This is a genomic window from Anoxybacillus sp. (assembly GCF_036834105.1).
Classification (GTDB): domain Bacteria; phylum Bacillota; class Bacilli; order Bacillales; family Anoxybacillaceae; genus Anoxybacillus.
Map to the genome: position 1 here is coordinate 1 of NZ_DAITON010000066.1, position 12,339 is coordinate 12,339.

General features: G+C 43.4%; 18 protein-coding genes. 15 read left to right on the forward strand and 3 right to left on the reverse strand.

The features are described 5' to 3' along the window. The first annotated feature begins 14 nt into the window (after positions 1-14). The 5 genes from ctaD to V7Z64_RS08015 all read left to right on the forward strand — a co-directional run bounded on the left by ctaD (position 15) and on the right by V7Z64_RS08015 (position 4,287). Positions 15-1,883 carry a cytochrome c oxidase subunit I gene (gene ctaD / locus V7Z64_RS07995; RefSeq protein ID WP_297991854.1) on the forward strand — a complete coding sequence of 623 codons (1,869 nt, stop codon included), beginning with the start codon at positions 15-17 and terminating at the stop codon, positions 1,881-1,883. Further along, positions 1,883-2,503 (forward strand): cytochrome c oxidase subunit III, encoded by a 621-nt coding sequence (ctaE, locus tag V7Z64_RS08000; RefSeq protein ID WP_003395155.1) that lies wholly within the window; start codon positions 1,883-1,885, stop codon positions 2,501-2,503. Before ctaD ends, ctaE begins: the two co-directional genes overlap by 1 nt. Before the next feature lie 4 nt (positions 2,504-2,507). Continuing rightward, positions 2,508-2,840, forward strand: coding sequence for a cytochrome c oxidase subunit IVB (ctaF, locus tag V7Z64_RS08005; protein WP_003395153.1), 333 nt, complete (start codon positions 2,508-2,510; stop codon positions 2,838-2,840). An 83-nt stretch (positions 2,841-2,923) separates the two neighbouring features. After that, positions 2,924-3,796, forward strand: a complete 873-nt coding sequence (ctaG, locus tag V7Z64_RS08010) for a cytochrome c oxidase assembly factor CtaG (protein WP_297991858.1) — start codon at positions 2,924-2,926, stop codon at positions 3,794-3,796. Positions 3,797-3,822: 26 nt separating this feature from the next. Next, positions 3,823-4,287, forward strand: a complete 465-nt coding sequence (locus tag V7Z64_RS08015) for a DUF420 domain-containing protein (RefSeq protein WP_003395151.1) — start codon at positions 3,823-3,825, stop codon at positions 4,285-4,287. A 26-nt stretch (positions 4,288-4,313) separates the two neighbouring features. On the opposite strand, the gene ytvI is transcribed toward V7Z64_RS08015, so the two are convergent. Further along, positions 4,314-5,432: a sporulation integral membrane protein YtvI gene (gene ytvI / locus V7Z64_RS08020; protein WP_297991864.1), complete on the reverse strand. Its 1,119-nt coding sequence runs from the start codon at positions 5,430-5,432 to the stop codon at positions 4,314-4,316. On the opposite strand from ytvI, the gene V7Z64_RS08025 reads away from it, so the two are divergent. Next, a complete protein-coding gene (locus V7Z64_RS08025) occupies positions 5,419-5,679 on the forward strand; it encodes a hypothetical protein (RefSeq protein ID WP_297991866.1) in 261 nt (86 codons plus the stop codon). The two genes, ytvI and V7Z64_RS08025, sit on opposite strands and share 14 nt — an antisense overlap. Positions 5,680-5,685: 6 nt before the next feature. Here V7Z64_RS08025 and V7Z64_RS08030 read toward each other — a convergent pair whose 3' ends face one another. Further along, positions 5,686-6,048 (reverse strand): YugN family protein, encoded by a 363-nt coding sequence (locus V7Z64_RS08030; RefSeq protein ID WP_297991867.1) that lies wholly within the window; start codon positions 6,046-6,048, stop codon positions 5,686-5,688. A 131-nt stretch (positions 6,049-6,179) separates the two neighbouring features. On the opposite strand from V7Z64_RS08030, the gene V7Z64_RS08035 reads away from it, so the two are divergent. The 7 genes from V7Z64_RS08035 to V7Z64_RS08065 all read left to right on the forward strand — a co-directional run bounded on the left by V7Z64_RS08035 (position 6,180) and on the right by V7Z64_RS08065 (position 9,573). Further along, complete coding sequence (locus tag V7Z64_RS08035) at positions 6,180-6,596, forward strand: CBS domain-containing protein (protein ID WP_297991869.1); 417 nt, start codon at positions 6,180-6,182, stop codon at positions 6,594-6,596. A gap of 107 nt (positions 6,597-6,703) precedes the next feature. Beyond that, positions 6,704-7,714 carry a CAP domain-containing protein gene (locus V7Z64_RS08040; protein WP_297991872.1) on the forward strand — a complete coding sequence of 337 codons (1,011 nt, stop codon included), beginning with the start codon at positions 6,704-6,706 and terminating at the stop codon, positions 7,712-7,714. 65 nt (positions 7,715-7,779) lie between these two features. Continuing rightward, positions 7,780-8,112, forward strand: coding sequence for a YlbD family protein (locus tag V7Z64_RS08045; RefSeq protein ID WP_297991874.1), 333 nt, complete (start codon positions 7,780-7,782; stop codon positions 8,110-8,112). 11 nt (positions 8,113-8,123) lie between these two features. After that, a complete protein-coding gene (locus tag V7Z64_RS08050) occupies positions 8,124-8,366 on the forward strand; it encodes a YlbE-like family protein (protein WP_003395134.1) in 243 nt (80 codons plus the stop codon). Between the two features lie 41 nt (positions 8,367-8,407). Beyond that, positions 8,408-8,767: a hypothetical protein gene (locus V7Z64_RS08055; RefSeq protein ID WP_297991878.1), complete on the forward strand. Its 360-nt coding sequence runs from the start codon at positions 8,408-8,410 to the stop codon at positions 8,765-8,767. A 71-nt stretch (positions 8,768-8,838) separates the two neighbouring features. Next, entirely contained in the window at positions 8,839-9,288 is a 450-nt protein-coding gene (locus V7Z64_RS08060) for a YlbF family regulator (protein WP_297991880.1), read from the forward strand. A gap of 18 nt (positions 9,289-9,306) precedes the next feature. Beyond that, positions 9,307-9,573, forward strand: a complete 267-nt coding sequence (locus V7Z64_RS08065; protein ID WP_297991883.1) for a YlbG family protein — start codon at positions 9,307-9,309, stop codon at positions 9,571-9,573. A gap of 40 nt (positions 9,574-9,613) precedes the next feature. On the opposite strand, the gene V7Z64_RS08070 is transcribed toward V7Z64_RS08065, so the two are convergent. Then, entirely contained in the window at positions 9,614-10,003 is a 390-nt protein-coding gene (locus V7Z64_RS08070) for a DUF7147 family protein (RefSeq protein ID WP_297991885.1), read from the reverse strand. Between the two features lie 146 nt (positions 10,004-10,149). Between V7Z64_RS08070 and V7Z64_RS08075 the strand changes: the two genes are divergently transcribed. After that, entirely contained in the window at positions 10,150-11,478 is a 1,329-nt protein-coding gene (locus V7Z64_RS08075) for a hypothetical protein (protein WP_297991886.1), read from the forward strand. 254 nt (positions 11,479-11,732) lie between these two features. Then, positions 11,733-12,302: a 16S rRNA (guanine(966)-N(2))-methyltransferase RsmD gene (rsmD, locus tag V7Z64_RS08080; protein WP_297991889.1), complete on the forward strand. Its 570-nt coding sequence runs from the start codon at positions 11,733-11,735 to the stop codon at positions 12,300-12,302. The last annotated feature ends 37 nt before the right edge of the window (positions 12,303-12,339 follow it).

Genomic DNA, 12,339 nt, shown 5'->3' on the forward strand with positions numbered 1-12,339 from the left:
AGGGAGGTTAAACTGTGAGTACGTTAGCTCGGAAAAAAGGTGTCGGCGCAGTCATTTGGGACTACTTAACGACAGTAGACCATAAAAAGATTGCGATTTTGTACTTAATCGCCGGCGGAGTCTTCTTCTTGCTTGGCGGTTTAGAAGCGATGATTATTCGCATTCAGCTCGCCGTGCCAAACAACGACTTCATTAGCGCAGGCTTTTACAATGAAGTGTTGACGATGCACGGAACGACGATGATTTTCCTTGCGGCGATGCCGCTTGTGTTTGCGATGATGAACGCGGTTGTACCGATTCAAATCGGCGCGCGTGACGTTGCGTTTCCGTTTTTAAATGCGCTTGGATTTTGGTTGTTTTTCTTCGGTGGTGTATTTTTAAACTTATCTTGGTTTTTAGGTGGTGCACCGGATGCCGGTTGGACATCTTACGCATCGTTGTCGCTTGCATCACCGACACACGGAATTGACTTTTACGTGTTAGGATTACAAATTTCTGGTTTCGGAACGTTAATCGGAGGAATTAACTTCCTCGTTACGATCATTAATATGCGTGCGCCAGGAATGACGTACATGCGCATGCCGATGTTCACATGGGCAACATTTGTAACATCTGCGCTCATTTTATTCGCGTTCCCGCCATTGACAGTCGGTTTAATTTTCATGATGATGGATCGCTTGTTTGGCGGAAACTTCTTTGATCCAGCGCTTGGTGGAAATACGATCATTTGGGAGCATTTATTCTGGATTTTCGGTCACCCAGAAGTATACATTCTCGTATTGCCAGCGTTCGGTATTTTCTCTGAAATTTTTGCGACGTTCTCACGTAAACGTCTGTTCGGTTATTCATCGATGGTATTTGCGACGGTGTTAATCGGATTTTTAGGATTCATGGTGTGGGCGCACCATATGTTTACGGTCGGTATGGGCCCAATTGCGAACGCGATCTTTGCGGTTGCAACAATGGCGATCGCCGTTCCTACAGGAATTAAAATTTTCAACTGGCTCTTTACGATGTGGGGCGGAAGCATTCGCTTTACAACACCGATGATGTATGCGGTCGCGTTTATTCCGTCGTTCGTCATCGGTGGGGTGACAGGGGTTATGAATGCTACAGCAGCGGCAGACTATCAATATCATGATAGCTATTTCGTCGTCGCGCACTTCCACTACGTTATCGTCGGTGGGGTTGTTTTCGCGCTACTCGCAGGTGCTCACTATTGGTGGCCAAAAATGTTTGGTAAAATGTTAGATGAAAAATTAGGAAAAGTGACATTCTGGTTGTTCTTTATCGGATTCCACTTAACATTCTTTATTCAACATTTCCTTGGCTTAATGGGTATGCCGCGTCGCGTATTTACATTCTTACCTGGTCAAGGATTTGAAACAGGAAACATGATTAGTACAGTCGGTGCGTTTTTCATGGCGGCGGGTACGGTTGTACTTTTAGCGAATGTTGTGATTACAACAGTAAAAGGTAAGCGCGTAGGCAACGATCCGTGGGAAGATGGACGTACGCTTGAATGGGCGGTATCTTCGCCAGCGCCAGAATACAACTTTGCGCAAACGCCGCTTGTGCGCGGTTTAGACGCGTATTGGATTGAAAAAATGGAAGGCAAAAAAGGCTTAACGCCAGCAGAGCCGCTCGGCGATATTCATATGCCGAATCCGTCGATTTTGCCGTTTGTTATTTCGCTCGGCTTATTTGTAGCTGCGTTCGGTTTCTTGTTCCATCAAGATCATGCATGGGGAACACCGGTTGGCGTATTCGGCTTGCTCATTACGCTCGGTGCGATGTTCTTCCGTTCAATTATTGATGACCACGGCTTCCATATTCATAAAGAAGAAATCATGGAAGCAGAGAAGAAGGGGGCTGGGGCATAATGCATGTGGAAGAAAAATTAACGCCGGAGACGTTCCCGGCAGAGCCTGAAAAAGCGACCCTTGAAGGGAAAAATAAGTTTTTAGGTTTTTGGTTTTTCCTCGGCGGGGAGACGGTATTATTCGCCTCTCTCTTCGCCACATATTTAGCGTTAAAAGATTCTGTGGCAGGCGGCCCATCGGCGAAAGAATTATTCCAAATGCCGATCGTCTTTTTAGCAACGATGCTGCTTTTGACGAGCAGCTTAACGAGCGTATATGCGATGCATCATATGCGCAACTTCGATTTCAAAAAAATGCAGCTTTGGCTCGGCATTACCGTATTGCTTGGCGCCGGCTTCTTAGCGCTTGAAATTTACGAGTTTACTGAGTACGTGCATGAAGGATTTAAGTTTTCAACAAGTGCCTTTTCTTCAGCGTTTTATACGCTTGTTGGTACGCACGGTGGCCACGTGGCGTTCGGTTTACTTTGGATTGTTACACTAATGATTCGTAACGCGAAACGTGGGTTAAACTTATATAATGCACCGAAGTTTTACGTCGCAAGCTTATATTGGCACTTTATCGACGTCGTTTGGGTGTTCATTTTCACGGTCGTATACTTAATGGGAATGGTGGGGTGATTGTATGGCAAATCATACACATGTACAAAACCCAAAAGTAGATGTAGCGTATCGTCGCAAAAAAAATGCAGAAGAAATGAAGCATCAAATTATTTCATTTACATTAATGATTTTCTTAACGCTCATCGCCTTTTTTGCGGTTGGATATGAAGGATTTTCCGCTTGGTTTTCTGTACCGTTCATTTTATTGTTAGCGGTCGTACAAGTCATTTTCCAGCTGTATTACTTTATGCACATGAGCCATAAAGGGCACGAACTTCCAGCGCTTTTCTTATATGGCGGTGCAGCCGTTGCGTTTATTACGATTTGGGCGTTTTTAACGATCGTCTGGATTTAAGAAGCTAGCGTGTGCTAGCTTCTTTTCTTTTCACGTTTGTTACGTTTGTAGTATAATAAAGTCGGAAAAAAAGCGAGGTGAGTATGATGCCGTTAAGTATATTTGGTTTTGAAGCGATGTGGAGTCCGTACTTTTTCGTCTTTTTAGTTGCTGTAACGATCGCGTATTTTTGGCTCGTGAACCGATCGAAAGAGCCGACGACGATGAAACAAAAAACGTTGTTTGTGACTGCGATCGTTTTGCTTTACATTTGTAAAGGCTCCCCTGTTGATTTATTAGGGCACTTAATGTTTAGCGCCCATATGACGCAAATGGCTGTCCTTTATTTGATCGTGCCACCGCTTCTCATTAAAGGTATTCCTTCATGGATGTTTGAAGCGCTCTTTCGCATTCGAGCAATCCGCTCGAGCGTTACTTTTTTCACGAAACCGTTAATTGCGCTGTTTTTGTTTAATGGTATATTCTCGTTATACCATGTGCCGCTCATTTTCGATGTCGTGAAAACAAATATGTGGTTGCATGCGCTCATGACGACAGCCATTTTTATCGCGGCGATGATGATGTGGTGGCCGCTCGTCAACGAAGTGCGCGGTTTTTCCACATTGTCTGGGTTGAAAAAAATCGGGTACATTTTTGCGGACGGCGTGTTGCTTACACCGGCTTGTGCGCTTATTATTTTCGCCGATACGCCGTTGTATGCCACATATTATGATCCGGCTGCTTGGATGAACGCTTTGGCGCTTTGCGTGCCACAAAGTACGTTATCATCGCTCGAATTGAGCGGTCCAGAAATGTTCAGTTCGATGTCTCTTTTACACGATCAACAGCTCGGCGGCGTGCTAATGAAAATTATTCAAGAAATTGTGTATGGAGTAATGTTGTTTTACATTTTTATTGAATGGTATCGAAAAGAAAGAGACGAAGAACATATGGCGATTCAAACGACAAAATCATAGGTTAGAGAGGGGAGCAACAGGACACTATGGGTTCGTTACCAATTTTGCCTACCATTAGTACAAGCTTTATCGTCATAAGCGCTATTCTTGTAGCAGTTGGCTGGTATTTCATTCGGCAAAAGCAAGTAGAAAAGCATGAAAAAACGATGTGGCTTGCCGCTGCTTTTGCGCTAGCATTTTTTATCATTTATTTGTCGCGCACCATTTTTATTGGCAATACAAGCTTCGGTGGTCCAGATCATATAAAAATATACTATACGATCTTTTTGTTTTTCCACATTTTTTTAGCGACTGCTGGCGCCGTTTTCGGCATTGTCACGTTGCTTTCTGCTGTGAAAAAAAACTGGTTGCGCCATAAAAAAATTGGTCCGATCACAAGCATCGTTTGGTTTTTCACTGCTACGACAGGCGTAGCCGTCTATTTATTGTTATACGTCTTTTACCGCGGCGGTGAAACGACATCGGTCATTAAAGCGATTTTAGGGTTTTAAAAAAGAGGGTGAATCGTTCACCCTCTTTACAATTTAAAGTTCAATTTAATAATGCCTGCTTCCTTCGCTGATTTTATGCCGATGAGCAACAGCGGGAACAAAATAAGACCGAGCGCCCCCATCATTTTCACACCTAAATACATCGAAATTAGTGTAGCTAACGGTGATAATCCGATATGCGCCCCCATCACTTTCGGCTCGATCGTCCGGCGTAAAATAAGCAAAATGACACCAAGAATTGATAGTTTTGTCGCTAACACTGTGTCGCCTGTGACGAAGTGAAAAATCGCCCATGGCGCCATAACGACAATAGAGCCGATGATCGGAATAAAGTCAATTACCCAAATAATAAACGCTGTAAATAGAGCGACTTTCGGGGTAATGAGCAACAACCCAACTAACGAGACAGCAAAAATAATTAAGCTTACGAGAAATTGCGCTTTCCAAAAGCCGAATACGACGTACGATAGACGCGACAACATGAAATGCACTTTCTCTCTCGTTTCTTCTGTTAAATGTGAAAAAATCGCTTCTCGTATTTTCGGCAAATCGTGCATAAATAAAAATAAAGTAATTAAATAGACGAGAAAATTAATTAAAAATTTCGGAACGTTAGCGACAAGCGCGCTTACTTTATTCAAGCTTAATGAAGCGGTGAGTTGCGTTTTTAACTTTGTTAAAAATAAGTCGACTTGTTGACTCAGTTCAGCCACGATAAACGGCGGCAATTTTTCTGTTTGTTTATACCAGCGGGCAACAAGTTCATTCCATCCCGCAATCATTTCGTTTAAATATAGCGGCGAGTTTCTAAAAAACTGAAACGCTTCTGCAACAATTTTTGTAATAATGAAGTAACCGCTCAAAAACATAAATAGCGTAAATAAGCTAAACACGAGAAGGGTAGCGGATTGGCGTTTCAATCCTAGTCGCCGTTGCGCTACTTTCACCGCCGGTTCTAAAAAAATGGCGGTAATGAACGCAAACAAAATAGGAACAGCAATTGGGGCGACCCAGTATGTGAGTAAAACGATCGCAAGTAAAATAACAATCATATATACGGACCGCTTTGGAATTTTCTCGAACAACAAAACGACACCTGCTTTCATTTCATAAATCATATGGAGGATGTATATGCATAAACCCATTATAACGATTGTTGCGATGAGTGTACAACCATTTGATGATGTCATATTAGAAGAAACGAAAATATATGCTCAGCATAACGGACTGACGATTCATATGACCGTCTCTTTCAAAGCGTGCGATCATATGCTTACTTTATGTGAGCAATTGCAAAAACAAGTGATTGACGACATATACGAGATGACAGGACAAACCGTGTTTGCTGTTCATCTATACGTTCGCAAGCTTGTTGACGGAAAAAACGCATGAGCGCGCTCATGCGTTTTGAATGTTAGCGAGGCCTTCTTTCACTTTTGCTAAAACGGCTTCACATTGGCTAACTAATGACGAAGGAAAATGTTCCCCGTCACCATATTCTACGCCGTGCGGGTAATAATGTTTGCCTAACAACGGCTTCAATAATTTAATCACAGCATGACGTCCGCCAACGTCACCTTCGATCGCATAACCTTGCACACGTAAATAAAATACGTCGTTTTTTAGTTCGAATTTGCGGTCATATGTCACACGATCGTAATCCCATTGACCTGCGCGCACAAAACCGAGACTTTCCATTAATTCATCTAAACGTGTTAATGGCGCTGTTTGATTTTCAATACCTGTATTTTCAAAGCGCATCGTTCATTTCCCCCTTATGTAAAATAAAACATTCCTCCATTAATAATAGTACGAAAGCGCATAACTTTCAATGACGAGCTTCATAATTGTTCCGATTTTGGTGAAACTAAATGGCGAAAGGGGAGATGAACATGCCAAAAGTAAAAGACATGATGACGACAGATGTCGAATGTTGTACACCGCTCGATAATATATACGAAGCGGCTGTAAAAATGCGCGACTACAACGTCGGTGCGATTCCGATTACAGACGGAAACCGCCTTGTCGGCATTGTCACCGATCGCGATTTAGTTGTGCGCGGCATTGCCGAGAAAAAGCCAGGCTCTACCGCTGTCATAGAAGTGATGAGCGAACAGCTCGTAACGATTTCACCGGACGCTTCCGTGACAGAAGCTGCCCGGTTGATGGCGAAACATCAAATTCGCCGCTTACCTGTCGTTGAAGGAGATGCGTTAGTCGGGATGATGTCGCTCGGCGATTTAGCCGTCCATGAAATGAGCGACGACCAAGCAGGAGAGGCGCTTACACAAATATCCCAATACCATTAATGAACGTTTGAAAGGCTATGTTTTCGCATAGCCTTATTTTTTAGTGTTGTGAGGTGGATAAGCTGTATATAATGGAAGTATATTAAGCAACTGAGGGAGAATGATACATGCGTTGGATAGTTGCCCTTATCATTATTTTTATTGCGATGTTTTATTTTTCACCAACCGATGAACAAGCTCCGTTAAACGACGCATCTTTCAAAAGCGAACAAAGAAGCGATACGATCGCTGCGGAAGGATTAGGGGCGTGGATCGGCAAAACGGAGGAGGAAGTGAAGCAAACATTTGGACAACCTGCGCGCATCGATCCGTCCGCTTACGGCTACGTCTGGTGGGTATATAACGATCCGAAAACGTATATGCAAATCGGCATGCGTGACGGACGAGTCGTCACGATTTATGCGTGTGGGCCCGAGGTGAACGTAGCTCCGTTTCAAATCAATCGCTCAATTAATGAGCTGCTACAAACGATGCCGCTTCATGATGATATTCACGTGCAACTCGATGATGGAGTATATCGCTTTCAACTGACGGAAGAAGATTTAATGATTCAGCCGCTCCTTTCGTTTGGTGATGTATATGTGCAATTATATGTTGACCGTTTTACCGGCACATTATCAAGCGTTCGCTTTCTCGATGGCGAGACGTTAGTACACATTCGTCCGTACGAACTTGAATATCGCGGGCCGCTACCGGAAGTGGCGATCGATGAAACGCTTGAAAAACAAATTGAACGAGCGAATGCGGAACAAATTTTTGATATTACAAACGTCATGCGCGTACGTCATGGCATTTCTCCGTTGACGTGGGACGAGCGCGTCGCCCAAGTAGCATATGAACATAGTAAAGATATGGCGGAAAATAAATTTTTTGCGCACGAATCTCCAACGAGCGGCGACTTACAGCAGCGGCTCATTCGAGCAAGCATTTCGTTTGAATTAGCAGGAGAAAATATTGCTGCCGAATATGTCGATGCCCCTGCCGTTGTAGAAGCGTGGCTCAATAGCCGAAGCCATCGACAAACGTTGTTAAACGACGAACTAACGCATTTAGGTGTCGGAGTATATAAGCGGTATTACACACAAAATTTCATTCGCCCTTTGTCCCAACCAAAATAGGCGCACGCATCGTTCATTCGGTCGTAATATATGGTAGGCAAACAAACTAGAAAGGGGCGACCGATATGTCGATTGAACAATTTAAACAGTTTGTCAAAAAACACCCGAAAATGATTGAAGAAGTGCGCCAAGGGAAAAAGACGTGGAAAGAGCTGTACAACGATTGGTACGTGTTCGGTGAAGAAGATGAGATGTGGGATGCATATAAATCAACGGATGAAAGACAGGAACAAAGCGCCCTCATCCAAAAGCTAGTGACTCAATTAAAACATTTAGATGTCAATGAGCTTCAAACGTACGTGACAAACGTTCAACAAGTGATTACGTCCATTCAAGAAGTTGTACGGCAAATGCAACAAACAAATACGAAAGATCCGTTTTCGTTTCGGAAAGATTAAAGGGAAAAAAGATGAGAAAAGATGTATATGAATACATTGTTGCAAAGCCGAAACTTCATCAATTTTTACGTGAACAGCCGTCGTGGTATCGAAGGTTAGCGAGACGCCCGATGGATATAAAAGAAATGGAAAAAGAGGCGCGTCAATATTATAAACAAACGTTGCCGCATAAAGTACAAAACGTCGTCCAAACGATTGAAATGGCGAAAATGATGATGGCCATGATGAAACTGATGAAGGACACTCATAATTAGACGGGAAACGTAAACACTATCACTATGAAAGGATGGTGAAAATGTTGCGTTTCTTTTTTTTATGTGTCGTATTGTTGTTTTCAACGCACGTTAGCGATCATAGGCATACGGTGTTTGCTGAGAAGCAAACGTTATTTGTTAAACATCATGTGAAAGGAAATAACGTTTTTGTCGAGTGCATCGTCGATCAATTTACGTTTACGAAAGGGAAACATCCGAAAAAAAACGGACAAGGGCGCATTCATGTATATGTCAATGGGAAAAAAGTAAGCGAAACGACAACAGCTGCTTTCGTTATTCGCGGATTGCCTGCCGGAAAGCATTCGATTCGCCTCGAGCTCGTGCATAACGATGCGAGCCGCTACCACATATCACATGAATTTACGGTGACTATTTCGTAAGTCTGGGGCAACCAGACTTATTTGTTTTGTTTGTTAAATCATGTTATGATACCGTTGTGGAGGTGTTGCTCGTGCTTGTAGCAACGGTTGAACGTTTACAAATATTAGATTTCGCAGAAGAGCTCGGCAAAATGATCGTCCAATCAGATGTGGCAGAACAATATCGCCGCAGCTTTTACTATATGAAACGAGATGAGAAGGCGCAACAACTCATTTCGCGCTTCGTTCAATTGAAAGAGCGATACGAAGAAGTGCAGCGCTTTGGAAAATATCATCCAGATTACAAAGAAGTAACGAAACAAGTGCGCGATGCAAAACGCGAGCTCGATTTGTATGAGCCGATTGCCGCCTTTAAAAAAGCAGAAAAAGATATGCAATTGCTTTTAGATGAAATTAGCACAATAATCGGTCGCGCCGTATCTGAAAACATTAAAGTGCCGACGGGGAACCCGTATTTCGACTCCCTCTCTTGCGGTGGGGGATGCGGTGTCGGTGGAACGTGCGGCTGTCGGACGAAATAAAAAAGGGGATGGGGTTTTATGTTTCCGATGCGTCAAGGAATTATCGTTTGGCTTTATTCACTGAAACATAGTAAACAGTTGCGAAAATACGGGAACGTTCATTACGTATCGAAACGGCTTAAATATGCCGTCTTATATTGCAACATGGACGAAGCGGAAGAGGTGATGAAAAAGCTCGCCGCCTTACCGTTTGTAAAGCGAGTCGAACCGTCTTACCGTCCGTATGTGAAAGTGGAGTTTGAATCGCGAGCGGACAAAGAGAAAGAATATGAATATGGGATATAATCAAAAAAGGATGTCGCGACTAGACATCCTTTTTACTTTCTTATTGCAATGGCGGAATGAACCGATTCATGCGCATAATGCCGATTAAATGTTGATAGTACAATTGCAAATCGGCAAAAAAGTTCGATGGTTTTACGTCCAAATGAATAATTTCTTGATTGAGTTGTTTAGCTAGGTCGACGAACAATTCGTATCGCTTCGTTATTTTGACAGACGGATGTGGAATGCCTTCGCGGCAAATGTATAGCGGTTGAAAATCGCCCGGATCAGTCGGATGGAGCACAACGACGAACGATGTGAGCGCTTTCCCGTCTTTCATCGTATGAAAAGCAAACAAACCGGATAAGCGGTGACGGTTTGATTTTGCAATTTCAATGAGCTCATAAATGTCGGAATATCCTTCCCCTAGTTCAATAAAACGTTGAATCATCTGTTCATTCCCTCACTTTTATGTTTTGTTCCATCATTAACTTTAACACGTTCAACTTTTTTCGACAATTAGGGAAAACGGTGTATGACAACGCATTGAAATTTTGTTATTGTTATAATATAAATTGTTTGATAAGGGGCAATCATATGTGGAAAGTAGCTCTCATTTCGACGCTCCTTTTCCTCGGCATTAGCGCAGGAGCTTTATATTACCAATGGGACGAATATCGTACAGAAGCGACGAAACAGTCTGTGCTTCAACATGACGTGGAAGCGACATTTAACGGGAAGGCGATGGAGGTTACCCATCGTATTCGCGGAGCTGTCGCTCGCACATATGAAGTCATTGTGCCAAACGAAGTGAAACATATTTCGTGTTCCGAACAAAAAGCATGCGTAAAACGACAAAACGGCAAAACGATTGTCGACGCCTCGCATACAGACGAGCTTTCGTTCACCTATCGCGTGCCGGTTGCACAAAAAGAGCCGCTCTTTATAAAAGAATGGCTTATTCGCTTTCATACTGCTCAACCGCAACAAATGACGATTTCGTTAACGGACACCGTTCATCCGAAAGGAATTTGGATTGCGGACGGAAAGCTTGTCGGCTATGCCCATAAGCCGTCTTTTTCGCTTTTTATGTGGGAGAGGGAAGGGGGAAAAGCTGTTCCGCTTTATTTTCAAGCTCAGCCGCTTCAGGCATCGCTTCATGATCGACTGAGCGTATATGCAGCGAAGCCAATAGACCGTTCGGCGTTATCGTTTTGGCAACAAAGCGATGTCGAGACGCTCGTCATCACCCCGTTTTCGCTTCAATATATGACGCCGACGTTCGTCATTATACCGGATCGTGTCTCGTTTCCAACGGTTCAGCGCGCTTACGTTCGCGTTCAGTTAGAAGCGCGCTTTCCGAACAGTTCCGTTCCAGATTGGGTATGGGATTTGCTTATTGCGTATATGACGAAAACAGAACCAGTGACAAAACAAGCGAAACGCGCTTTCGAGCAATTGCAAAAGACGTTGACGAAAGAAGAGCAACAAACGTTTTGGACATCTGTGACGACGCATAAACATGAGCCGTTGACGATGAAAAAGCTAGACGAATGGTTAGGAAACTCATACGGGGGACATACGACATTTTTCCAAGACGAAAAACGGTATATGACTTTCACCGAACGAAAAATGCTCGTCGTCAATGACGTGCAATTGCCGAATGCGCGCGTGTTATTAAAAGATGGACAGCAATTATTTCCGTTCATTCCGATTATGCGCACGCTTGGCTATACGGTGAACCGATCAGGAGAGGCAATATTTATTGAGAAAGACGGGGAACGTTGGCGCTTTTTTATAAATGGCACGAACGCTGTCATTCAACAATGGGACGGATCGTTATATATTGAGCGAACGGAATTTCCGAAATGGTTTCCTGTCCATATTAGTGAAACGAGTGAAAACATCCATGTAGTCGGTCAATAAAAAAATCCCTGTGGCATATGCCGCAGGGGTCCTTCCATTCTTTTTCGGACGAGCCGAAAAAGAGAAGGAAAAAGGGAGAGGAGAAACCGGAGGAAGAACTTATGGGGAACGTAAGTCTTCTCCGTGGTTGGCAACAACATCATACCGATGTTGTTACTACTAGTATGACCATTGTTTTGCATTGTATACGTGATGATCATATTTTTTCCTTTCGTACCGTTCCGTTTATGACATAATAAGTGAGGTGAAGCATGTTGCGCGTGATATCGGGGAAATGTAAAGGAAAGTCGCTGCAAGCTGTTCCGGGCATGACGACACGTCCGACGACCGATAAAGTGAAAGAAGCGATGTTTAATATGATCGGCCCGTATTTTTCTGGCGGACTCGGACTAGACTTATTTGGCGGAAGCGGTGGGCTTGGCATCGAGGCGTTAAGCCGTGGATTAGATCGCGTCATTTTCGTCGATCATGACGCCAAAGCGGTGCAAACGATAAAAAAAAATGTAGCAGCTTGCCGCTTGACAGATCAAGCAGAAATTTACCGCAATGATGCCGAGAGGGCGTTAAAGGCAATTATAAAAAGAGGTTTAACGTTTCGCCTTATTTTTCTTGATCCACCGTATAAAAACAAGCAGTTGGAAGCGCTTATCGCGATCATTGATGCGCATCAACTATTGCAAAAAGACGGTTTTATCGTTGCTGAACACGGGGCTGAAGTCGAGCTCCCAAAACAAATTGGGCGATTGACGAAAGTGAAAGATGAAACGTACGGCATTACCGCGGTATCCATTTTTGCTTATGTAGAGGAGGGGAGCAACAGTTAAGATAAATTTATAAAATTATATAAAAATCTATATGCAA

Bases quoted from the DNA above. Each gene is read 5' to 3' on its own strand.
- ctaE (WP_003395155.1), top strand. From the start codon at position 1,883: ATGCATGTGGAAGAAAAATTAACGCCGGAGACGTTCCCGGCAGAGCCT.
- ctaF (WP_003395153.1), top strand. From the start codon at position 2,508: ATGGCAAATCATACACATGTACAAAACCCAAAAGTAGATGTAGCGTAT.
- ctaG (WP_297991858.1), top strand. From the start codon at position 2,924: ATGATGCCGTTAAGTATATTTGGTTTTGAAGCGATGTGGAGTCCGTAC.
- V7Z64_RS08015 (WP_003395151.1), top strand. From the start codon at position 3,823: ATGGGTTCGTTACCAATTTTGCCTACCATTAGTACAAGCTTTATCGTC.
- V7Z64_RS08025 (WP_297991866.1), top strand. From the start codon at position 5,419: ATGCATAAACCCATTATAACGATTGTTGCGATGAGTGTACAACCATTT.
- ytvI (WP_297991864.1), bottom strand. From the start codon at position 5,432: ATGGGTTTATGCATATACATCCTCCATATGATTTATGAAATGAAAGCA.
- V7Z64_RS08030 (WP_297991867.1), bottom strand. From the start codon at position 6,048: ATGCGCTTTGAAAATACAGGTATTGAAAATCAAACAGCGCCATTAACA.
- V7Z64_RS08035 (WP_297991869.1), top strand. From the start codon at position 6,180: ATGCCAAAAGTAAAAGACATGATGACGACAGATGTCGAATGTTGTACA.
- V7Z64_RS08040 (WP_297991872.1), top strand. From the start codon at position 6,704: ATGCGTTGGATAGTTGCCCTTATCATTATTTTTATTGCGATGTTTTAT.
- V7Z64_RS08045 (WP_297991874.1), top strand. From the start codon at position 7,780: ATGTCGATTGAACAATTTAAACAGTTTGTCAAAAAACACCCGAAAATG.
- V7Z64_RS08050 (WP_003395134.1), top strand. From the start codon at position 8,124: ATGAGAAAAGATGTATATGAATACATTGTTGCAAAGCCGAAACTTCAT.
- V7Z64_RS08055 (WP_297991878.1), top strand. From the start codon at position 8,408: ATGTTGCGTTTCTTTTTTTTATGTGTCGTATTGTTGTTTTCAACGCAC.
- V7Z64_RS08065 (WP_297991883.1), top strand. From the start codon at position 9,307: ATGTTTCCGATGCGTCAAGGAATTATCGTTTGGCTTTATTCACTGAAA.
- V7Z64_RS08070 (WP_297991885.1), bottom strand. From the start codon at position 10,003: ATGATTCAACGTTTTATTGAACTAGGGGAAGGATATTCCGACATTTAT.
- V7Z64_RS08075 (WP_297991886.1), top strand. From the start codon at position 10,150: ATGTGGAAAGTAGCTCTCATTTCGACGCTCCTTTTCCTCGGCATTAGC.